At 70.2% G+C, this 21,721-nt stretch carries 22 protein-coding genes; 2 read left to right on the top strand and 20 right to left on the bottom strand.

What is annotated here, in order from left to right:
* Positions 1-23: 23 nt before the first annotated feature.
* Positions 24-962: an energy transducer TonB gene (locus CRT60_RS11660; RefSeq protein WP_143273218.1), complete on the top strand. Its 939-nt coding sequence runs from the start codon at positions 24-26 to the stop codon at positions 960-962.
* Between the two features lie 11 nt (positions 963-973).
* Here CRT60_RS11660 and CRT60_RS11655 read toward each other — a convergent pair whose 3' ends face one another.
* The 20 genes from CRT60_RS11655 to CRT60_RS11560 all read right to left on the bottom strand — a co-directional run bounded on the left by CRT60_RS11655 (position 974) and on the right by CRT60_RS11560 (position 20,274).
* The gene (locus tag CRT60_RS11655; protein WP_098736587.1) at positions 974-2,179 is read right to left on the bottom strand and encodes an acyl-CoA dehydrogenase family protein; all 1,206 of its coding nucleotides are present in this window, start codon (positions 2,177-2,179) and stop codon (positions 974-976) included.
* A 30-nt stretch (positions 2,180-2,209) separates the two neighbouring features.
* Entirely contained in the window at positions 2,210-3,238 is a 1,029-nt protein-coding gene (locus CRT60_RS11650) for an ABC transporter substrate-binding protein (protein ID WP_098736586.1), read from the bottom strand.
* Between the two features lie 37 nt (positions 3,239-3,275).
* Positions 3,276-4,076, bottom strand: a complete 801-nt coding sequence (locus CRT60_RS11645) for a class II aldolase/adducin family protein (RefSeq protein ID WP_098736585.1) — start codon at positions 4,074-4,076, stop codon at positions 3,276-3,278.
* Between the two features lie 26 nt (positions 4,077-4,102).
* Positions 4,103-5,062 carry a D-isomer specific 2-hydroxyacid dehydrogenase family protein gene (locus CRT60_RS11640; protein WP_098736584.1) on the bottom strand — a complete coding sequence of 320 codons (960 nt, stop codon included), beginning with the start codon at positions 5,060-5,062 and terminating at the stop codon, positions 4,103-4,105.
* 6 nt (positions 5,063-5,068) lie between these two features.
* Positions 5,069-6,193: an LLM class flavin-dependent oxidoreductase gene (locus tag CRT60_RS11635; RefSeq protein ID WP_098736583.1), complete on the bottom strand. Its 1,125-nt coding sequence runs from the start codon at positions 6,191-6,193 to the stop codon at positions 5,069-5,071.
* A 62-nt stretch (positions 6,194-6,255) separates the two neighbouring features.
* Entirely contained in the window at positions 6,256-7,269 is a 1,014-nt protein-coding gene (locus CRT60_RS11630) for an ABC transporter substrate-binding protein (protein WP_098736582.1), read from the bottom strand.
* A gap of 26 nt (positions 7,270-7,295) precedes the next feature.
* The gene (locus CRT60_RS11625; RefSeq protein ID WP_098736581.1) at positions 7,296-8,171 is read right to left on the bottom strand and encodes an ABC transporter ATP-binding protein; all 876 of its coding nucleotides are present in this window, start codon (positions 8,169-8,171) and stop codon (positions 7,296-7,298) included.
* A 6-nt stretch (positions 8,172-8,177) separates the two neighbouring features.
* Positions 8,178-9,005, bottom strand: a complete 828-nt coding sequence (locus CRT60_RS11620) for an ABC transporter permease subunit (protein ID WP_098736580.1) — start codon at positions 9,003-9,005, stop codon at positions 8,178-8,180.
* Between the two features lie 128 nt (positions 9,006-9,133).
* Positions 9,134-10,039, bottom strand: a complete 906-nt coding sequence (locus CRT60_RS11615; protein WP_098736579.1) for a LysR substrate-binding domain-containing protein — start codon at positions 10,037-10,039, stop codon at positions 9,134-9,136.
* A 30-nt stretch (positions 10,040-10,069) separates the two neighbouring features.
* A complete protein-coding gene (locus CRT60_RS11610) occupies positions 10,070-11,053 on the bottom strand; it encodes an ABC transporter substrate-binding protein (protein ID WP_098736578.1) in 984 nt (327 codons plus the stop codon).
* On the bottom strand, positions 11,043-11,891 hold the full coding sequence (locus CRT60_RS11605) for an HAD-IIB family hydrolase (protein ID WP_098736577.1): 849 nt from the start codon (positions 11,889-11,891) through the stop codon (positions 11,043-11,045). The genes CRT60_RS11610 and CRT60_RS11605 overlap by 11 nt, the downstream gene beginning before the upstream one ends.
* Positions 11,888-12,778: a TauD/TfdA dioxygenase family protein gene (locus CRT60_RS11600; protein WP_098736576.1), complete on the bottom strand. Its 891-nt coding sequence runs from the start codon at positions 12,776-12,778 to the stop codon at positions 11,888-11,890. The genes CRT60_RS11605 and CRT60_RS11600 overlap by 4 nt, the downstream gene beginning before the upstream one ends.
* Positions 12,779-12,787: 9 nt before the next feature.
* Positions 12,788-13,837, bottom strand: coding sequence for an ABC transporter substrate-binding protein (locus tag CRT60_RS11595; RefSeq protein ID WP_244592421.1), 1,050 nt, complete (start codon positions 13,835-13,837; stop codon positions 12,788-12,790).
* Between the two features lie 20 nt (positions 13,838-13,857).
* A complete protein-coding gene (locus CRT60_RS11590; RefSeq protein ID WP_098736574.1) occupies positions 13,858-15,483 on the bottom strand; it encodes a rhodanese-like domain-containing protein in 1,626 nt (541 codons plus the stop codon).
* A 15-nt stretch (positions 15,484-15,498) separates the two neighbouring features.
* Complete coding sequence (locus CRT60_RS11585; protein ID WP_098736573.1) at positions 15,499-16,137, bottom strand: cysteine dioxygenase family protein; 639 nt, start codon at positions 16,135-16,137, stop codon at positions 15,499-15,501.
* A gap of 12 nt (positions 16,138-16,149) precedes the next feature.
* Positions 16,150-16,944, bottom strand: coding sequence for an ABC transporter ATP-binding protein (locus tag CRT60_RS11580; RefSeq protein WP_098736572.1), 795 nt, complete (start codon positions 16,942-16,944; stop codon positions 16,150-16,152).
* Positions 16,938-17,990 carry an ABC transporter permease gene (locus CRT60_RS11575; protein ID WP_098736571.1) on the bottom strand — a complete coding sequence of 351 codons (1,053 nt, stop codon included), beginning with the start codon at positions 17,988-17,990 and terminating at the stop codon, positions 16,938-16,940. Before CRT60_RS11575 ends, CRT60_RS11580 begins: the two co-directional genes overlap by 7 nt.
* A 48-nt stretch (positions 17,991-18,038) precedes the next feature.
* Complete coding sequence (locus CRT60_RS11570; RefSeq protein WP_098736570.1) at positions 18,039-18,659, bottom strand: malonic semialdehyde reductase; 621 nt, start codon at positions 18,657-18,659, stop codon at positions 18,039-18,041.
* 27 nt (positions 18,660-18,686) lie between these two features.
* On the bottom strand, positions 18,687-20,021 hold the full coding sequence (locus CRT60_RS11565; protein ID WP_098736569.1) for a phenylacetate--CoA ligase family protein: 1,335 nt from the start codon (positions 20,019-20,021) through the stop codon (positions 18,687-18,689).
* A gap of 43 nt (positions 20,022-20,064) precedes the next feature.
* Positions 20,065-20,274, bottom strand: coding sequence for a hypothetical protein (locus CRT60_RS11560; RefSeq protein WP_098736568.1), 210 nt, complete (start codon positions 20,272-20,274; stop codon positions 20,065-20,067).
* Positions 20,275-20,679: 405 nt separating this feature from the next.
* Here CRT60_RS11560 and tauA point away from each other — a divergent pair, with 405 nt between their 5' ends.
* On the top strand, positions 20,680-21,696 hold the full coding sequence (gene tauA / locus CRT60_RS11555) for a taurine ABC transporter substrate-binding protein (RefSeq protein WP_098736567.1): 1,017 nt from the start codon (positions 20,680-20,682) through the stop codon (positions 21,694-21,696).
* Positions 21,697-21,721 lie beyond the last annotated feature (25 nt).

Below are 21,721 nucleotides of genomic sequence, written 5' to 3'. Positions count from 1 at the left end.
TCACCCTGCCGAAGGTCCGCTCCATGACCGAGCACCGGACGATTGCCGCCCCGCCCCGTCTTGCCGCGGAAACGGCCCCTGTTCCATCGGCCTCCCGGACCGGGGCGGCGCGGTGGAGCCTGCCGTTGTCGCTCGCCTTGCATGCGGGGGTGATCGTCCTTGCGGTCGGTCTGCAACCACCGCCGGCTTCCCCGCCGGCGGTGGTTGCGGTGGAGCTTTCCTTCGTCGCGGCGGCGGCGGAACCGCCGTCGCCGTCGGAGCCGGTTCCGGACCCTCCGTCCGAGCAACTGCGGCAGCCGGAACCGGAGCCGCCGGCGACACCGGTTCCGCCGCCGCCCGAACCCGACACCGGCGACGCCGCTGCGGAACCGCCGCCCGACGCTCCGATGCCGCCGGTCGCCGATACCCCGGTCACGGAGCCGTCCATGCCGGCCCCGGCGGAGCCGCTCAAGGAGGAAACGCCGCCGCCCGTCCGGCCGCCGATTCCGGCACGCCGGCCATCTCCCGGCCCCCCGCAGCGCATCCAGTCTCCCGCCAGGGCCCTGCCGGCCGCAATCCCCCCGACGGACAGGTCCGGGCGCGTCGAGCAGCCGGCGGCGCAGGCGTCATCGGCACCGGCGACCCCGCCGGCCGCTCCGGCGCCACCCTCGGACCCGCATGCCAACTCCGACAGGCAGGCGGCCGATTACTTCGGCACGATCCAGGCAAGGCTGGCCCGTCACAAGATCTATCCGCAGGCCGCGCGCCTGAGGCGGGAGGAAGGCACCGTGCTGGTCCGCTTCACCATCGTCGCCGACGGCACCATAACGGGCTGGACGGTCGTCCAGGGGTCGGGGCATGGCAATCTCGACCGGGCCGCGGAAGAGATGATCCAGCGTGCGTCGCCGCTTCCGCCGATCCCCGCCGGGATGGGCCGCGCCCGGATCGACATCACGTTTCCCGTTCGCTACGCGCTGCAATGACGGCCTGCCGCTCACCGTGACAGGGCGGCGCGTCCGGCGCCGGTCAGGATCATGTCGTTCTGCGGGGCATGGACGCGGGCGCACAGGACATCGCGATGATGGCGCTCCAGCGGGTTGTCGCGCGACAGGCCGGGATTGCCGGTGACCTCCAGCGCCCGCGCCACCGCGTCGATGGCATTGCTGGTCACCGTGTATTTCACCAGCAGCGCGTCGCTCTGCGACGGTGGCGTGCCGCCGTCCACCGCCGCCGACAGGGAGCGCAGAAGGATGCGGTTGGTCAGCAGAAGCGCCTCGATCCCGCCCAGGGCCTCCTGCAGGCGGGGGACGGTGGCGAGCGACGCACCGTTCAGCCCCGTCGGCTTGCGGGCGTGCAGGAAGCTGACCAGCCAATCGCGGGCGGAGCGGGCGATGCCGTCATAGACGCCGCTGAACAGGGTGGACATCCAGGCGGTGGCGACCGCATCGGGGGCAGCCCAGCCGGCGGGCGGGCGCAGCTCGCCGGCATGGCCGTCGGGAACGAAGACGTCGCGGAACACCACCTCGTGGCTGCCGCTGGCCCGCATGCCGATGTGGTTCCAGCTTTCCCGCACCTCGATCCCCTGTTCGGCCAGCCCGGTGCCGCGCGGAACCACCCAGGTGCCGACCAGCGGTTCCGCATCGTCGGTGCGGGCCCAGACGCCGAGCCAGGACAGCGCCGGAATGCCGGTGGAGTAGATCTTGGTGCCGGAAAGGCGCCAGCCGCCCGGCACCTTGCGCGCCACCGTCGCCGGCAGCCCGCCGCGGTGCGGGGTGCCCAGTTCCGGCTCCACCCGCAGAATGTTGATCAGCGCGCCGTCGGTCGCGGCGGAGCGGGCGATTTGCTCGCGCAGCGCCTCCGGCCAGGCGGACCCGCGCCAGAGCTGGTTGTGGATGACATATTGCAGCACCAGGACCAGCGCGGTGGACGGTTCGCCGGCGGCGATCCCGTTGACCACCGCCAGCGCATCGCGCAGCCCGCCGCCCTTGCCGCCCGCCGCTTCCGGGGTGACCAGCGCCGGAAGCCCGACTGAGGCCAGCCGCTCGAAATTCTCGAAGGGGAAGCTGGCGGCGGCGTCATGCTCCGCGGCGCGCGTCGAGAACTCCGCCGACAGGGCGGCGATCAGCGACGGATCGACCGCCGGGGCCGGGGCGGTCCCGGCGAACGGAGAGGCCGGAAAGGGCAGGTCGTCAAAGGGCATGGCAGGCAATCCCGCTACAATGGAACCGGTTCAGGCGAGGTCGACCGTGATGCGCCCGGCGAAGCGCTGGCTGTCGGTCGAGCGCTTGATGACCGACACGCTCTTCAGCTCGTCGGTGTAGAGCGCCAGCTGCTGGCGCAGCTCGTCGCCGATCGGGGTGACGTTGTGGGCGTGGCTGCGCAGCATCGCCTCCAGCTCCTCCACCGGGAATTTGGGGGCGAAGGGGGCATAGGCCGCGGCGGCGGCGCGCAGGTCGGCGTATGCCGCATGCTGCGCCTCGATCAGGGCGGCGGTCAGCGCCTTTGCCGCCGGGCGGTTGTCGCGCAGCAGGCTGCCGCGCACGCCGACGAGGCAGCAGGTGCGGGTGGCGAACTCGCCGCAGACGTTGTTGGTGATCTCCACCATCTGCGGGTTCTTGGTCTGGCTCCACACCAGCGGGTCGCCGTCGGCGATGGCGTGGATTTCGCCCTTCTCCACCGCCAGCCCGAGCAGGTCGGCGGGGAACTGGCGCCATTCGACGTCCTTGTTGGGGTCGAGGCCGAACTTGGTCAGCACGACCGAGAAGAAGTTCTTCGACGGGCTGGCCATGTCGCTGACGCCGATCACCTTGCCCGGCAGGTCCAGCACCGTCTTCACGCCCGCTGTCTTGGCCCCGAACAGCCGCATGCAGCCGCCATGCAGGCCGGCGGAGATCTTCACGTCGAAGCCCTGCTCCAGCGGCTTCAGCCAGCGCAGCGCCATGCCGACGCCGGCATCGGCCTTGCCGGTGGCGATGGCCTCCAGCAGCTGGTCGGTGGAGCCGGTGAAGTTGACCAGCTCGACCTCCAGCCCGTGCTTCTTGAACAGGTCGAGCTGGAAGGCCAGCGGCACGGCCGAGAAGCACACGGCCCCCGCGTTCCACGACAGGCGCAGCGGCTCCGCCGCCACCGCCCGGCGGCGCAGGACGAAGGGAGCGGCGAGGGTGACGGCGCCGGCGGCGATCAGGCCGCGGCGGGACAGGGGGCGGGCCAGGGGGCGGGCCAGGGGGCGGGAAAGGGGAGGGGCCGGTTTCGCGGTCATCGTTTTTTGCCTTCGCGAAGGATGGGAAGAAACAGGGTCAGTCGAGCAGGTCGGGTTCGGCCGCCACGATCCACTCCCACAGCGGGTGGAAGTTGTAGGCGCCGCCCTGGTGGGTGCCGACCTGGGAGCGGGTCAGCAGGGCCGTGTCATGGTCGATGGGCTGGGGCCGGCCGGCGGCCTCGGCCAGCAGCTGGGTGTGGGCGGCGTTGTCGGCGCTGATGAACCACCAGGCGGCGGCTTCCACCGTCGGGCCGACGGTCAGCAGGCCATGGTTCTTCAGGATCGCCAGCTTCCGGTCGCCCAGCGCTTCCACCAGCCGCTTGCCCTCGCCCACGGTCAGGACGACGCCGGAATAGGGATCGAAGATGACCTGATCCTCGTAGAAGGCCGCCGCATCCTGGCTCAGCGGTGCCAGCGGCTGGCCGAGCGCCGACCATGCCTTGCCGTAGGTCGAATGGGTATGGGCGGCGGCCACCACGTCGGGACGCGCCCGGTGGATGGCGGAATGGATGGTGAAGCCGGCCTGGTTGATGGCGCGGTCGCCGTGCAGGATGGTGCCGTCGCCGTCGACCAGATGCAGGTCCGACACCCGGATGGTGCGGAAATGCTGGCCCAGCGGGTTGATCCAGAAGCGGTCGGGATGCTCCGGATCGCGGGCGGTGACATGGCCGGCCAGTCCCTGGTCGAAGCCATAGCGGCCGAACAGGCGGAAGGTGGCGGCAAGCCGCTGCTTGCGGTGCTGCCGCTCCTCCTCGACGCTGGTGTAGCTGACCGGATCGACCGGCGGCCAGAACTTGCGCCCCTCAGATCTAAGGGGTCTCGGCTGGATGTGGGTCATCGGGCGGGGGCTCCGTCGGGAAAGGGTCAGTAGCCGGTGGCGGCGTCCACCACGTCGCGCAGCGGTTCGCCGCGCGCGTAGGCGTCGAAGTTGGCGAGGATGCGGTCGGCCAGCCGCCGGTCGAAGTCCGGGGCGGACCACGAGACGTGCGGCGTCAGCCGGATCGCGGGATGGCGGTAGAAGGGATGGCCGGCGGGCAACGGCTCGGGGTCGGTCACGTCCAGCGTGGCGTTGGCGACCCGGCCGCTGTCGATGGCGGCGAGCAGAGCGTCCTGATCGACCAGCGCGCCGCGGGCGACATTGACCAGATGCAGCCCCGGCTTGGCCAGCGACAGCAGGTCTGCGCCCACCAGCCCGCGGGTGGCGGCGGTCAGCGGCAGGGCGAGGACCAGATGGTCGCTGACCGCCGCCAGATCCTCCAGCCGGTCGAACGGCTCGACACCCGGTTCCGGTTCGGCCCAGCCGGAGCGGCGCACCGCCCCGACGGTCATCCCGAAAGCGAGCGTTCGCTCGGTCACCGCCCGGCCGATGGCGCCGAAGCCGGCAAGCCCAAGCCGCTTGCCGGATAGGCTGCCCAGCGTCTCGCGCCGCCAATCCTCCGGTCCGCTGAGGCGGATGGCGTCCCACCGCTTCTCGACGCTCAGGATCGCCGTCATCACGTAATCGGCGATGGCGACCGCCGACACGCCGCGGGCGCAGGTGACGACCGGGGCGCCGTCGAGCAGCCAGGGCGGGTAGAAATCCATGCCCGTAGAGGCCGACTGGATCCAGCGCAAGCCGTTACCCCAGCCGGGAGGAGGGGCGGCGGGCGCCGCCTCCCACCCGATCAGCGGACGGGTCAGCAGGACCTCGACCCCGGCCGGAACCTGCCACGGCGAGCGGCCGGCCTCATGCATCAGCACTGTGGGCCGGGAGGGGTGGGCGGCGATGCGCTCCCCTACAATGGGGCCAAGCTGGTTGAGGATGACCGGAGACCGCGCCGGCACGATGCCTCACTCCGCCGCGACGGCCTGGGCGCGCTGGCGTTCGGCCACCAACTGGCGGACGCGCGGCAGCAGGTCGCGGCCATAGGCGATGGCATCGGGCAGCGGGTCGAAGCCGCGGATCAGGAAGGTGGTGACGCCGAGGTCGTAATAGTCGAGCAGGGCGTCGGCGACCTGATCCGGCGTGCCGACCAGCGAGGTGGAGTTGCCCTTCGCCCCGGTCAGGGCGGCGATGGCGGTCCACAGGCGCTTGTCGTGGCGGTGGCCCTTGTCCGCGATGGCGAGCAGGCGGCGGGCGCCCTCGTTGTTCGGCAGGTCGCCGCGGGTGAAGCCGGTCTTCTCCAGCAGCGCCTTAGCCTTCTCGTAGATGGCCTCGGCCTTGGCCCAGGCGGCGTCCTCGGTTTCGGCCAGGATCGGGCGCAGCGACAGGCTGAAGGCCGGCTGCGGACGGCCCGCCTTGGCGACGGCGGCACGCACGCGGGCCAGCAGCTCGCGCACCTGATCGTGGGTCTCCCCCCACACCGCATAGGTGTCGGCATGGCGCCCAGCCACCTCGACCGCCGCCGCGGAGGCGCCGGCGATCCACACCGGGATGCCCGACGCGTTGTAGGGCTTCACCTGCGAGAAGGCCTTCTCGACCTGATAGAAGCGGCCCTGATAGTCGAAGGGCTTGTCGGTGGTCCATTCGGCGCGGACGATGTCGAGGAACTCGGACGTCCGGGCGTAGCGGTCGTCCTTGTCGTCCACAATGTTGCCGTCGCGGGCAAGCTCGCTGCGCTCGGCGCCGGTGATGACGTTGATGGCGACGCGGCCGCGGCTCAACTGGTCGAGCGTGGCGAGCTGGCGGGCGAGGATGGTCGGCGCCTGGAAGCCGGGGCGGTGGGCGATCAGCACGCCCAGCCGGTCGGTGACGCCGGTGATGTGCTGGCTGACCTGAAGGCTGTCCGGCGCATCGGCATGGAAGGCCTGGAGCACCGAATCGAAGCCGCCAAGCTCATGCGCCTTGGCGACCGTCTCGATGTAGTCGCGGTCCACCACCGGACCCTGGCGCGGAATGATCTCCGACGCATTGTGGTTGCCGACGAAGCCGACGAAGCGGAGCGGATGGGCCGACGTGCTGTGGGAGGCGGTCATGGCGATGGTCCCCTTTTTGTGGCTGGCGAGGGTTCAGGGTGGCGGCAACCCGCTGATAGGGCTCAGCTGAGCGGACGCGACAGGATGTCGGTGAAGCGGCGGTCGAAGGCTGGGGCGATGTCGATGCGCTTCGGCAGGACGCCCAGCTGGTGGAAGGTGTCGGCGACGTTCTGGGCCGAGGCGATGTCGGCATCGGCGATCGGCGCCAGATCGCGCTGGCGGGAATTCTTGCGCAGGATTTCCAGGTCGGTTTCGACCGGCACGCCGATGGCGGCGGAATGGACCTGGGCCCAGCGCTCCAGGTTGGCGGCGCGCCAGGCGAAGGCGCGGCGCAGCCGCAGGAAATAGTCGCCGATGGCGGCGGACTTGCCTGGATCGGCCAGCGCGTCGGGCGAGGCGAGATACAGGTAGTTGCCGGACAGATAGCCGTTCGAGGTGACGAGGACCCGCGCGCCCTTCTTGATGGCGAAGGGCACCGAATAGCCGTAGATCGCCCAGGCATCGAGCGCGCCCTGCTCGAAGGCGGCCTGTCCTTCCGACGGGGTCAGGCTGATCGCCTGGATGTCGGTGAAGCGCAGTCCGGCCTCGCCCAGCATCCTGGCGAGATAGTACTGGGTGGTGGTGGCGCGGACATAGCCGACGCGCTTGCCCTTCAAATCAGCGACCGACTGGATCGGGCTGCCGGGCGGCACCAGCACCACCTGCCAGTTCACGTCGTCCTTGACCACGGCGACGATGGACAGCCGGGCACCGGCGGCAATGCCGAAGGCGGGCGGGATCTCGCTGCTGGAGCCGACGTCGATGGAGCCGGCATTGATCGCCTCGACGATCAGGTTGCCCGACGCGAACTCGGCGAACTGCGACCGGAAGCTGGACCCGGCATTGCCGGACGCGTCCAGCGCCAGCCCGTCCAGCGCCTTGTAGTCGGCGATGCGCAGGACGGTTTCGGAGGCCGGGCCGGAGGCGGCCTGGGCAAGGCCGGGCAAGGTGCCCAGCGCCAGGGCTCCGCAGGCTCCGCGCAACAGGCTGCGGCGGTCGAACGGGGCGGCGGGGCGGCGGAGAATATCGGTCGTCATGGCGGCGGGTCCGTCGGCGTCGAGGGTCAGAGGCTGGGCGCTGCGGCGGCACCGGCGGGCAGGCCGTAGCCGCCGGGCCTCGCACCGGCTGTCCTGGTGTCGGTTGCCGTGACGTCGGTGCGCTGCGGTTCCCGTGCGGCCAGATGCTCCTCGTCGACGCCCAACTCGGCCAACAGGCGGGAGCGCAGCGCGATGAAGCCGGGGTCGCCATGGCGGCGCGGGCGGGCGAGGGGGATCGGGATGTCGGCGGCGATCTTGCCGTCCGCCATCACCACGGCGCGGTCGGCCAGCAGCAGAGCCTCGTCCACGTCATGGGTCACCAGCAGGACGGCGGGGGCATGGGCGCGCCACAGCGTCTCCACCAGACCCTGCATGCGCATCCGGGTCAGGGCGTCCAGCGCCGCGAAGGGCTCGTCGAGCAGCAGCAGGCGCGGTTCGCGGACCAGGGCGCGGGCCAGCGCCGCCCGTTGTGCCTCGCCGCCCGACAGGGTCAGCGGCCAGGCACGGGCACGATGGGACAGCCCGACCTCCGCCAAGGCCGCGAGGCCGCGGGCTTCGGCATCCAGACGGCGCAGGCCCAGCGTGACGTTTCGCAGCACCCGCATCCAGGGCACCAGCCGCGGCTCCTGGAACACCACGGCGCGCTCCTCCGGCAACTGCACGCTGCCTTCCGGTGCCGGATCCAGCTTCGCCAGGGTGCGCAGCAGCGTGGACTTGCCGCAGCCGGAGCGGCCGAGCAGTGCGGTGAAGGAGCCCGGCTGAAGATCGAGCGACAGGCCGTCCAGCACGTTGCCGTTACCGAAATTGCGGACGAGGCCGCGGACGCTGACGACAGGCTTGCCAATAGTGGAGTGGTCAGTCGTGGACTGGGAGGCGGAGATGCGGGGAAGCGCGTGGCTCATGGAGGGTCACTCCTTGATGAAGGCCGGACGCCAGACCAGCGCCCTGCGTTCGATGACGCGGACGATCAGGTCGGCGAGCAGGCCGAGGATGGCGTAGACGATCAGGGCGACGATGATCACGTCGGTGCGCAGGAACTCCCGCGCCGTCATCGCCAGATAACCGATGCCGCTGGAGGCGTTGATCTGTTCGCCCACCACGAGGCTGAGCCACGCCACGCCGAGCGCGTAGCGCAGGCCGGTCAGGAAGGCGGGCAGGGCGCCCGGCAGGATGACCTGGGCGATCATCTCCCACCGGGTCAGCCCGAGGGTGGAGACCGCCTCCACCACCTTGGCGTCGACGGTGCGGATGCCGGCGAACAGGTTCAGGTAGATCGGGAAGGCGGTGCCGAGTGCTACGAGCGCGATCTTCGGCGTCTCGCCGATACCGAACCACAGGATGAACAGCGGCACCAGCGCCAGATGGGGCAGGGTGCGCAGCATTTGCAGGAGCGCGTCCAGCGCATCCTCCCCCCGCCGCGACAGGCCGGCGATCAGCGCGCAGACGGTGCCGGCCGACACGCCGATGGCGAGCCCGGCGCTGACCCGGCCGAGCGAGACCAGCAGATGCACCGCCAGCTCGCCGCTGACCGTCAGGTCCCAGAAGGCGGCGAGGATCTGGCTTGGCGAGGGGATGGTGCGGGTGGAAATCCAGCCCAGCCCGACGCTGGCCTGCCACAGGACCAGCAGCGCCAGCGGCACCGCACAGCGGCGCAGACCTGCCGGAAGCGTCCCCGCCGGAAATGTCCATCTCCGGGATCGGGTTCCCGTCCGTTGGGTCGCGGTGGCTGCCGTCATGATCCCTCCCGAGGCCGTTCGATTGCGGTGGCTACGGGAGAAAGCCTATTCCTATTGCGTGAATAGGAAAAACAAAAAACACAAACTACACTGTTGAGAAAAACTTAAGTAACGTGAAATTTGTGTTGTTACTGTGCGCCCGCGTCGCGCAGGACCGCCGCCAGCGAGTCCGCCAGAATCCCGTGCAGACGATCGACCGCCGGGTTGGCGGCGGACGGCGCGCGATGCAGTTCCAGCGGGACCGACCCCAATTCCGGCAGGTCATGATGCGGCTCAAGGGGCGCCAGCGTGTCTGGCAGGCCGAGAGGCGTGCGGATGGTGACGCCCAGCCCGGCCTCCACCGCCGCCCACAGGCCCGACAGGCTGGGGCTGGTGAAGGTGATGCGCCACGGGCGCCCGCCACCGTCCAGCCGCTCGATGCCATGCTGGCGGAACATGCAGGGCGCGTCGAGCAGGGCCAGCGGCAAAGGGCTTTCCCGGTCGGCGCGAAAGCCGTCCGGTGCGACCCAGGCCACCGGCAAATGGGCCAGGGTGGCTGCCCCGGCCGTCGTCTTTGCGGACTCGCCGCCGATCTCGCCGAAGGCCAGGGCGAGATCGAGCGCCCCTTGCGCCACCCGTTCGCGCAGCTCCCGCCCGCGGCCGACCTGGGCCTCGACATGGATGCGGGGATGGGCGCGGTGGAAGGAACCGAGCACGGATGGCAGCCAGCGTTCCGCCAGATCCTGGGGAAAGCCGACCCGGACGGTGCCGTCCATCGCCCGGCCGCGGGCCGCCGACAGGGCTTCGTCGTTGAGCGCGACGATGCGCCGGGCATAGCCGAGCAGCAGGTCTCCGGCATCGGTCAGCGCCACCGTGCGGCCGGCCTTGCGGAACAGCGGCTGGCCGACCTGCTCCTCCAGCTTCTTCATCTGGAGGCTGATCGCCGACTGGGTCCGGCCCAGCCGTTCGGCGGCGCGGGCGAAACCGCCATGCTCCATGGCGATCACCAGCGCCCGCAGCACATCCATGTCGAGGTTGGTCGGAAGCATCGCCATCCCGCATCGCCTTCCTGCGGTTCGCCGCCGTCAGGCCGGCAGCGCGCTGTTGAAGCCGGGATCGAAGATCGCCGCCGCATCCAGCCGCTTGGGAATGATGCCGAACTCGCGCCAGACGTCGGACGTCGCCTGTTGGTCGGCGATGACCGAGGCGTCGATGGCAACCGGCCGCGCCCGCTCGACGCCGAAGGTGTGGCGGGCGATGGCGGGGTCGACGCCGACCGTCCTGGCCCAGATGCCGGCATAGGCGTCGCTGTTCTCCAGCGCCCACAGCCGGGCGGCGGCGAAGCGGCGGATCAGGTCGGTCAACGCCTCGCGCTTGGTGGATATCGCCTCCAGCGTGGCGGACTGATAGGACAGGCCGCTCATCAGGCCAGTGCCGGTGACGACCGCGCGGGCGCCGTCCACCAGCAGCGCCTGCGAGACATAGATGCCCCAGGTCGACCAGGCGTCGATGGAGCCGGCGGCCAGCGCCGACTTGGCGTCCGACGGCAGCAGGAAGGCGATCTTCACGTCGTCCGGCTTCAGCCCGTTCGCCTTCAGCGCCGCCAGCACGAGGTAATGGCCGATGGAACCGCGCCCGGTGCCGATGGTCTTCCCCTTCAGGTCGGCGACGCTGCGGATGGGGGAGGCGCCCGGCACCAGGATGGTGGTGCTCTGCGGGTTGGACCGGACGGCGCCGATGATCTTGGCCGAGGTGCCGGCGGCCAGCGCGAAGGTGGTCGGCGCGTCACCGGCATAGCCGACCTCGATGGCGCCGGCATTCAGCGCCTCCAACAGGGGGGCGGCGGCCGGGAACTGGCTCCATTCGATGCGGTAGGGCAGGTCGGCCAGAAGCCCGGCCGCCTCGATCACCGATTGGACGCCGCCCTTCTGGTCGCCGACCTTCAACACGGTGCCGGCGGGAATGGCCGCACGTGCCTGACGCAGGGGTGCGAGCCCGGCGGCGAGCGCACCGACACCGAGGCCGAGGGCATGGCGGCGCGACAGGGAGAACGGTCGGTCAAGGCTCATGATGGTCTCCTGCGGAGCGGGGCTCCGGAAAAAGGGGGGATGGAGTCCGAGCCGCCAGCAGCGCGTCAGCCAGCTCGACGAAGCCGTCGCCGCCGGGGCCGCGGGTGATCCAGGCCGGCGGCCGGGGGATGTCGGACAGGAAGTCGACGACCGTGCTGACGCCGACGGAGGTCGGAAAATGGGCGAACATCGGCGCGTCGTTGACCGAATCGCCGGCATAGGCGACGGCCTCCGGTGTGGTGTCGATGTCGAGGCCGTGAACCTCGCGCATCACCCGGCGCGCCATGCCGAGCTTGTCGTAGCCGCCGAACCAACCGAGCACCCACAGCGAATTGACCGTCACCTCCGCTCCGGCGTTGCGGACGTGACGGACCAGCGCCGTTCGCAAGGCGGGATCGGAGGGCAGGCGGAAGGCGAGGCTGCACAGGCGGAAGGGCTGGTCGCTCGCCAATTTCACCTCGGGCAAAACGGCGTGGATGGCCTGACGCAGCCGTTCCAGCCGCCTTGCGGCCACCGTGCGCTCCTCCTCCCCGTGCCAATGGCGGCGCTCGACATCGCCATCGGCGGTGCGATGCAGGAACAGGCCGCCATTCTCGGCGATCACCCCGTCAACCGGCCACATGCGCGCCATCTGGTCGGCCCAGCCCGCCGGGGCGGCGGTGACCGGCAGGACCGGAATTCCGGCATCGCGCAGCCGCTCCAGCGCTTCGTAGGTGCGGGCGGACAGGCGGCTCCGGTGGGTGAGGGTGTCGTCCATGTCGGTCAGGACGAAACGCACGCGGGCCAGGGCTTCCGCCGGTGCCTCCGCCAACGGACGCAGGGCGGCGATGACGGTCATGCGGCCACCGTCCGCCGCGGGTCCTGCCGACGGTCCGCCGGCACGGCGATCTGGGTGCGGTGCATGCGGCGGCGCTGGTCGTCGGGGAAGGGATCGCGGCGATGCATGGTCCAGCGGTTGTCCCACATCACCAGATCGCCGACCCGCCAGCGATGGTGCCAGGCAAGCTCCGGGCGCACCGCCGCCGCCCAGATTTCATCCAGCAGCGCCTCGCTGTCCGCCACGGACAGGCCGGGGATGTGGGCATGGGGACGGCGGCCCAGCAGCAACGCCCTGGCGCCCGTCACCGGGTGGGCGATGACCAGCGGATGCACCGTCCCGGGCGATGTGGCGACATCGGCCGGCGGGGCGAAGCCCTGACGCAGATAACCGCCGCTGTTTGTGGTGCTGTCATGCTTGATCGACAGCCCCTCCACCCGCCGTTTCAGCGCCTCCGGCAAGGCGTCATAGGCGGCGAACATGCTGAGGAAGCCGGTGTCGCCGCCCGCCGCCGGCACCTCCAGCGCATAGAGGCTGCTGGCGTAGGGAGGGGTCTCCAGATAGGTCATGTCGGCGTGCCACACCGACTCCCCCGCCCCCAGCGCGCCGATGGGCCGGCCATTCTCCGTGATGTTGGAGATGACGTAGACCTCCTCGTGGCCCGGCGCGTGCAGCCGCCCGTTCTCGGTGATCGGCGCCTTGTCGAGCGGACCGAAATGGCCGGAAACGCGGACGAGGTCGGCGTCCGACAGGGTTTGGCCGCGGAAGACCAGCACCAGATGACGGTCCAGCGCGTTGGCCAGGGCCGTTGCCGTCGCCGGGCGGAGCGGTTGCGACAGGTCGAGGCCGCGGATTTCAGCGCCCAGCGTGGGCGAGACCGGATGGATGGTGAACTCCGTTCGGGGCATGGCGGGACCTCAACTGCCGGTGCGGTCGTGGATGTCGGCGAAGAACAGGTCGCGCCAGTCGGCCGGCCGGTTGCGGATGGAGCCGATGCGCGCCATGAAGTCGGTGAAGGTGCCGATGCCGCGCGGGGTGAGATCGTAGGAGATCTCCGGATGCGCGATCATCGCCGCCACCTCCTCGACGCCGAGCCTGGAGTTCTCGATGCGGATGTAGGCGCGTGCCGCGTCCTGCGGGTCGGCCTTGATCAGTGCGACCGATTCCTCAAGCGCCGCCAGCACCGCCTTGGTCAGCTTCGGGTTGGCATCGTGGAAGGCGGTGGAGGTCCACAGCGCGCTGAAGGAGGCGGGACCGCCCAGAACGTCGTAGCTGCTCAGCACCTTGTGAATCTTGGGATCGCGCAGCTGCTGGTCCTGGAAGGGCGGGCTGGTGAAATGGGCGGTGATCTCGGTCTTGCCGGACAGCAGGGCGGCGGTGCCGTCGGGGTGGGCCAGCGAGACGGTCTGCGGGTCGAGCCTCGCATGCTGGCCGGGGCCGAAGGTCTGCTCCGCCGCGATTTGGAGGACGATGGCCTGATAGGAGGCGCGGACCGACGGCACGACGATGCGGTCCTTGTCGGTGAAGTCCTTGAGGGTCTTCACCTCGGCCCGGTTGGTGTTGAGGTAGGCCGGCTGGGCGTTCAGCGCCGCCAGCCCGCGTAGGTTGGCGTTCCCCCTCGTCTTATCCCCCCTCGTCTTGTCCCAGGCGATGATGAAGGCGGGCACGCCGGCCGCGCCGAAATCGGCGTTGCCGGACAGGGTCGCCTCGGTGATCGTCGTCGGGTTGCCGAGCGGGGTGTAGCTGGCCTTCACCTCCCCCAGCCCGGCGGCGCGCGCCTGTTTTTCCACCAGACCCTTGTCCTGCATGACATAGAGCGGCAGATAGCCGAGGCCGAGATTGCGGGCGAAGCGGACCTCGGTGGCCTCCGCCCGCGCCACCTGTGGCATCGAGGCGGCGATCCCGCCGGCGAGAAGCAGCGCCGTGCCCAGCAGGGTCCGCCGCCGAATGGAAAAGGGCTTGGTCATGAGCTGTCCCATCCGGTGCATCAGATGACGTGGAAGTTGTGGGCGCCGTCGCGCTTCAGCTGGTCGACCAGTTCAAGCTCCCAGTCGATGTAGCCTTGCATGGCCGCGGCGCTGTTGTCGGTGCCCTCGTAGGGGCGCTTGTAGACGTCGTCGGGTTCGCCCCCCAGCCGGTCGAGATCGGTGCTGAGCGGCAGTCCGGCCGCCACCCAGCCCTTGGTGCCGCCCTCCAGCAGCAGCGGGCGTTGCCCGCCAGACAAATGGGGAAGGGGAAAGTCGGCGACGGCGTAGCGGGTCAGCGTGCCGTCGCCGCAGGTCAGCACCGGCCGGACCCCCTTGGGCAGAAGCGCAATGATGCCGGCCAGCCGGGCGCGGGTGGAGAAATACGCTCCCGGAATGTGGCCGGCGCGGTAGCGCGGGCTGCGGGTGATGTCGATCACCGCCGCTTCGCCGTTCTCCAGCAGGGCCAGCAGGTCGCGCGGCGCGATGGTCTCGGCCCCCACCTCCGGTTCCGGCGGCAGGCGTCGGCGGTCGGGGCCGCTCTCGCTGCCCAGCTCGGACACGTCTCCCTCCAGCACATGGACCTCCCAGCCCAGCTGCGAGAGCCAGGAAGCGGTCATGTCGGCGCGCGGACCGCCGCCGCCGGCGGGATCGTCGGCCAGGACGATGCGGGCGCCGCGCACCCCGACATACTCGTCGGTCGCCTGGACCAGCTGGCCGCCGGCAGCATGGCGGAAGCCCGGCAGGTGGCCGGCCTCATACTCCTCCGGCGTGCGCACGTCGAAGAGATGGAGCGTCCGGCGTTCGTCGCCGCGGAAGCGGTCGAGCGTTGCCGCGTCGATCCGGCCGACGCCGGCCCGGTCGGCAACCGCGCGCGCCGACCGGCGGCCGGCGGTGTCGCCCTCTGCCGAGACCTCCGGGAAGCGGCTCTCGCGCCCGCTGTCCAGCGTCAGCCCGGCCAGGGTCCACCCGATGGTGCCGTTGCGCAGGGCGGCGACCCGGTTGGGGATGCCGGCATTGACCAGCGACTGGGTGCCGATGATCGACCGCGTGCGGCCGGCGCAGTTGACCACCACCAGCGTCTCGGGGTCGGGAGCGATGTCGTGGACGCGCTTGACCAGTTCGGCCCCCGGCACGCTGATGCCGCCGGGGATCGACATGGTGCGGTATTCCTCGAAGCGGCGGGCGTCGAGGATGACCAGGTCGGCCTTGGCGTCGATCAGCGCCTTGACCTCCGCGGCCGGCAGCGAGGGGGTGTGGCGATGATGCTCGACCCACTCGCCGAAGGCCTTGCTGGGTACATTCACGTCCCGGTAGACCTCGAAGCCGGCGGCGATCCAGCCGGCCAGGCCACCCTCCAGCAGGGTCACGTCGCCGTAGCCCAGCGCCTGGAGCCGGCGGGCGGCCGGCTCGGCATAGCCTTCGCCATCGTCATAGACGGTGATCGGCACGTCGCGCCGCGGCAGCAGGTCGTAGGCGAGCAACTCCACGCGGCTCAGCGGGACGGAGACGGCGAACAGCGGGTGGGACAGCGAATAGGGGCCTTCCTCCCGCGCGTCGAGCAGGGCGACCTCGTCGCGCTCGATCCAGGCGCGGCGGATGTCGGCGGGGCGGCGGGTGGCGAGCGGGGCAGTGACTGCTGCGGTCATGGCGGTGACGGATCCTCAGGCGGCGTGGGGAATGGGCTGCGAGCGGTCCCACAGGTTGGGCAGGGCGCTGTTGGCGTAGCCGGAGATGAAGGGCTTGCGCTGGCCGGTCAACGGGTCGAACACCGACCGCCGGACGGCGCCGATGTTGCCGCCATAGATGTGGATGCTGATGGACGGCCGGTCGGCCAGCGCGTTGGAGATGGCATGGACATCGCCGATGCGGGGCGACACCGCCTCGACCGACCCGGCCTTCAGGATTTCGGGCGGAGAGGCGATGGGCGGGCCGCCCTGGGACTGGAGGTCGTAGCGTTGCGACCGTTCCGCCCCGCGCAGGATGCCGACGAGGCCCCAGACGGTGTGGTCGTGGATCGGTGTCCGCTGCCCCGGTCCCCAGACGAAGCTGACGACGGAGAAGCGCTCGTACGGGTCGCAATGCAGCAGATACTGGCGGTAGTGCACCGGGTCGGGCTGGGCATAGGCGTCGGGCAGCCAGTCGTCGACGGCGATCAGCCCGGCCAGCAGGGCGCGGCCGGCATCGAGCACGGCGGGCTCGTCGTCGCCGTGCCGCTCCACCAGCCGGGTGAAGTCGGCGATGAAGCCGCGCAGGCGTTCCAAATTGGGGGCGGCGGTATCGGGTGGGAGGCTGTCGGGCATGGTCGGGTGTCCTCACCAGGTCTCGGCAAGGCCGAGCAGTTCGAGAATGCGGTGGCGAAGCTCGGTCAGGACCGGATCGCCGCGGTGGCGGGGATAGGGGCGGTCGATGGGCAGGTCGGCCTTGATGCGGGCCGGGCGGCCGCTGAACACGATCACGCGGGTCGCCATGAACAGCGCCTCTTCGATGTCGTGGGTGACCAGCAGGCCGGTGAAGCCGCTGCTGCGCCACAGCTCGACCAGCTCGCTCTGCATGGCGAGGCGGGTCAGGCTGTCCAGCTTGCCCAACGGTTCGTCGAGGATCAGCAGGCGGGGGTCGTTGACCAGGGCGCGGGCCAGCGCCGCGCGCTGGGCCATGCCGCCGGAGAGCTGGTGCGGATAGGCCTTCTCGAAGCCGGTCAGTCCGACCAGCGCCAGCGCCTTGTCGATCCGGTGCCCTTGCGAGCGCAGCAGGCCGCGCGCCTCCAGACCCAGGGCGACATTGTCGCGCACGGTGCGCCAGGGATAGAGCGTCGGGTCCTGGAAGACGACGACGCGGGACGGGTCGGGACCGGCGATCGGGCGGCCGTCGGCCAGGATGCGGCCCTGGCTGGGCGGTTCCAGTCCGGCGACCAGCCGCAGCAGGGTGGACTTGCCGCAGCCGCTCGGCCCCAGCAGGGCAACCAGCTCGCCCGGCTCGACCCGCAGCTCCACCCCGTCCAACACCGGCAGCGGCGCGCCGTGCAGTTCGAAGCTGTGGCTGACCGCCTGCACGTCAATCGTCATGCCCGCGGTGATGCCGGCAGTGTCGGTGTTTTCGAGCGCTACCATTTCAACATTCCCTTCTGCCAGGCGAGCAGGCGGTCGCGGACGCGGAACAGCAGCGTCACCAGACCGGAGCAGAGCAGCGCCATCACCAGCAGGGCCGCGTACATGTTGCCGTAGGCCGCCCAGCCCTGGGCCCATTGCAGGTACCAGCCGACCCCGGACTTCACGCCCAGCATCTCCGCCACCACCAGAACGGCGAAGGAGGCACCCAGCCCCATGAACAGACCGACGAAGACATGCGGCATCGCCGCCGGGACGGCGACCTTCAGCACCAGGAAGCGCGGGGAGGCGCCCAGCGTGCGGGCGATGTCGTAATAGGCGCTGTTGACCCCGGCCACGCCGGACCAGGTGAGGACGGTCACCGGCACGCCGCTGGCCAGCGCGATCAGGAAGACGCTGGCGCTCCAGCTGGTGGGGAAGGCGAAGAAGGCGATGGGCAGCCACGCGGTGGCCGGCAGCGGGCCGATCAACCGCAGAACCGGGTGCACCCAATAGCCGACCGCGCGCGACCAGCCGATGGCGACGCCGGTCACCACGCCAAGGATCGAACCCACGGCATAGCCGGTGACCAGCAACCTCAGCGAAGCGGCGAAGCAGTCGAGCAGCCGCGGCCAGTCGTCGAGATAGACCTCCAGCAGCGCCTGCGGCGGGACGAAGAAGGGCCGCGGCAGCAGATTGAGCTTGGCGGTCAGGATCTCCCAGCCGGTGACGCCCAGCGCCAGGGCGATCAGCCAGGGAACGGACGCCGACAGGCTGGCGATGGCCGCCTCCAGCCGGCTTCGCGGCGCCGGGCGGATCGCCGCGGCCAGCAGGGCGGCCAGCACCAGCAGCCCGGCAGCGACCACCAGCAGGCTGGCGAACTCGCCGGTCCGCTCCCACTCCTGGGCATCGGCGGCGTCGGGCCACAGGGCCGTCACGCCGGAGGCGGCGAACCACAGCAGGGCGGCGGCGGAAAGCCGCAGGAGGAGGTTGGACGGGAGGCCGCCGCCGATTGGCAAGGCTCCGCCGTTGGCCGCCGGCAGGGCGGCGGCCGTGTCGTTCACGCTCATGATCGATCTCCCGTTCGGCCGGATTTACCGGCCGTTACGGCGTTGGGCTCAAAGGATCACCACCGCCTTCGACGCGTCCAGCCGCGGCGCGCGCGGGCGCGACGGCGGGCCGTCGGCATGGCCCAGAGCCACCAGCAGGTTGGTGCGCAGCCGGCCGTCGGCGAAGAACTCCGCATCGACCGCTTCGGCATCGAAGCCGGACATCGGCCCGGCATCCAGACCCAGCAGCCGGGCAGCCAGGATCAGGTAGCCGGCCTGGAGGCTGCCGTTGCGGAAGGCCGTGGTCTCGGCCAGTGACGGCTCGTCGACGAACATCGGCGAGGGGTCGTAATGCGGGCTCAGCAGCGGCAGATGTTCGAAGAAGCGGCGGTCATAGGCGACGATGGCGATGGCGCCGGCCGCCAGCTTGGACTGGTTGCCGCGGCTCAAGGCCGGCCGCAAACGCTCCTTCGCCTCCGGCGTCGTCAGGAAGACGAAGCGCGCCGGGCTGCCGTTGAAGGCGGTCGGCGCCAGCCGGACCAGATCGTAGAGGCGGTGGAGCGTCTCCACCGGGACCGGCCGGTCGGACCAGCTTTGCGGCGTGCGGGCGTTGTAGAACAGGCGGTCGGCCGCTGCCTGGGCAAAGTCATCGGAGAACTGTGCGGCGACGGGATTATGGGTGTCCGGCATGGGAGCGGGCTCCGTCAGGGGATTGGGTCACGACCACACATGCTGGCGGCGGTCGTCGATTCGCTTGGCCTTGTGGACGGCACGGGGCAGCGTGCCGGGGGCGAGCAGGGCGACCTCCGCCCCGACGCCGGTGGCGGCCTTCAACTGGCGGCGCAGCCGGCCCCGCAGCTCCTCCGGATCGCCGTTGAAGCCGTGGGTGTGTTCCGCCTCTACCGTCAGGCAGTCCAGCCGCTCGACCCGGTCGAGCACCAGCCGGTATTCGCCGGTCAGCGCCGGGTCCTGGCGCACCACCGCCTCCACGTCGCCGGGGAACAGGTTGACGCCCTTGATGATCAGCATGTCGTCGAGCCGCCCATGCACGCCCTTCAGCCGCAGCGATGTGCGGCCGCAGCGGCAGGGCTCCGTCGTCACCGACACGATGTCGCCGGTGCGGAAGCGGATGATCGGGCGGGCGCGCTTGCGCAGCGTGGTCAGCACCAGCTCGCCGCGCTCGCCCTCCGCCACCGGTTCGAGGGTTTCGGGGTTCAGCACCTCGACCAGGATATGGTCTTCGGCCCAATGCAGCCCGTCCTTCTCCACGCACATGCCGGCGCAGGAGCCGAAGATGTCGGACAGGCCGTAATAGTCGTAGACCTCCGCCCCCCACAGCGCCTCGATCCGTTCGCGCGTCTCGGGGATCGAGCCGCCGGGCTCGCCCGCCACGAACAGGCGGCGCACGGCGAGATCGCGGGCGGGGTCGATGCCCTCGCGCTGTGCGGTCTCGCCGAGATGCCAGGCGTAGGACGGGGTCGTCCACAGTGCCGTTGCCTTGAACTGGTTCAGCACCGCCAGCAGCCGTTCCGACGGCAGGGTGCCGGCATGGATGCTGAGCGCGCCCAGCTTCTGCGCGCCCAGCACGCAGGGTCCGCCGACGAACAGCGAGAAGTTCAGCGCATGGGCGTAACGGTCGGCCGGGCGCAGACCGCTCGACCAGAACTGCCGCGCCTCATAGTCGATCCATTCCTCGAAGTCCTTGGCGGTGAAGGGCGAGGCGGTCGGCACCCCGGTCGATCCGCTGGAGGCGGAGATGTAGACGATCTCCCGTTCCGGCACGGCGACCAGATCGCCGAAGGGCGGCACCGCGGTCTGTCGGTCGCGGATGGTCGCCTTGTCCAGGAAGGGGAAACGCCGCAGGTCGTCCAGCGTGTGCAGATCCCCCGGCGACACCCCCTGCGCGTCGAAGGCGGCGCGGTAGTAGGGCGAGCCTTCGTAGGCGTGCCGCAGATGGTCCTTCAGCAGGTCGAGCTGCAATTGCCGCCAGTCGGCGCGGCTCTGGGTTTCCAGACCGGGCTGCCAGTATGCGTCATGGTCCTGAACCGCCACTTTTTCTTATCCTTCGAGAGTTTGGCGGCCGCTGCCGGCCGGATCAGGCCAGCGCCGCCAACGATGCCAGGAGAATGGCCGAGACGATGCCGAGGCCGAGGGGGAGCAGGCCGCGATCCGGGCGCTCATCGCCGCGGAACCCTTCCGCCGGGTCTGCCATCTGCCCGTCGGGCGGCAGGAGCGGCAGAACCAGCGTGCCCGAGGGGCAGAGGGACGCCATCACCATCCGGTCGAAATCACTCAAACCCTGCATGGCGGAACTCCTTAGGTCAGATGGTTTGGGGTCAGGTGGCTTTGGCGCGCGGCGCGTCCCATCGGCTGCCAGATATAACAAACAGGGCCTGTTCAAATATCTTATTGTCTATAGGAAAGTGGGAAAAGACGCTGAGGTCAAGCGTCTGCTTCGTATCGTCCGATATTTTCAGCGGAATCGGTACCGTCCTTGGCGAGCCGATGGTGGGAAAGCCTTGCGTCCAGCACCATCCGGACGGCAACGCCCGCAGAATTTCACATCAACAGTTAGTGTTTATAATCTATTTCCCTGTAGGAATGTAGATTTTGTGATGACAACGGCGCGGGCGTCGCTTTAGAGTTCACGGGACATTCGGATTTCCGGCCCTCGCAGGCCGGCATTCACACCGTGACGGGGGAAACGACGATGAAGCCCACTCTGCCCACCCTCCTCTCTGCCGCGCTGGCGGCGGTCGTCCCCTTTGCCGCCTTCACCATCGCCGAGGCCGCGTCCGGCAAGGTCGTGGTCGGCTATCAGACCGACGCGCTGCCCTCCTCGGTCGCCATCGCCAACGGCGATTTCGCCAAGGCGACCGGCACCGAGATCGATTTCCGCAAATTCAACTCGGGTGCCGAGATCTTCGCCGCCATCGCCTCGGGCGACGTGCAGGTCGGCTATGTCGGCTCCAGCCCCTTCGCCGCCGCGGTCAGCCGCGGTCTGGACGTGAAGGCCTTCCACCTCGCGACCATCTCCGGTACCGACGAGGCGCTGGTGGTGCGCAACGGCTCCGGCATCGAAAAGCCGTCGGACCTGAAGGGCAAGAAGCTCGCCGCCGCCCCGGTCTCCACCGATCATTATCAATTGCTCGCCGTGCTGAAGCAGGAAAAGCTGACGGAACGCGACGCCCAGGTCTTCGCCATCCCGCAGCCGGACATCGTCGCCGCCTGGAATCGCGGCGACCTGGATGGCGCCTTCGTCTGGGATCCCGCCCTGACCGAGCTGAAGAAGACCGGCAAGGTGCTGCTGACCTCACGTGAGGTGGCCGACCGCGGCGCCCCGACCTTCAGCGCCTGGGTGGCGACCGCCGCCTTCGCCAAGGACAATCCCGCCTTCCTCAAGGGCTTCGCCGGCACCATCGAGCGCTACAGCGCCTCCTTCCGCAACGACAAGGCGGCCTGGGGGCCGGATTCTGAGAATGCGAAGACGCTGGCGAAGCTGCTGGGCGGCACGCCCTCCGATCAGGCGTCGGCGCTGACCAACCTGTCGCTGGTCCCGGCGGAGGTGCAGGCCTCCACCGCCTGGCTGGCCGGCGGCGAGGGAAGCGGTGCGGGCAAGATCCTGAAGGACACGGCGGAGTTCCTGAAGGAGCAGAAGAAGATCACCACCGTGCTGCCCAGCTACGGCGGCTTCGTCACTGCCGATTACGTCAAGGACGTCCGCTAAACCAGCCGCCGACAGGAGAGCGCCC

It is taken from the genome of Azospirillum palustre, assembly GCF_002573965.1.
Classification (GTDB): domain Bacteria; phylum Pseudomonadota; class Alphaproteobacteria; order Azospirillales; family Azospirillaceae; genus Azospirillum; species Azospirillum palustre.
This window is presented reverse-complemented; position numbering and strand designations above follow the sequence as displayed.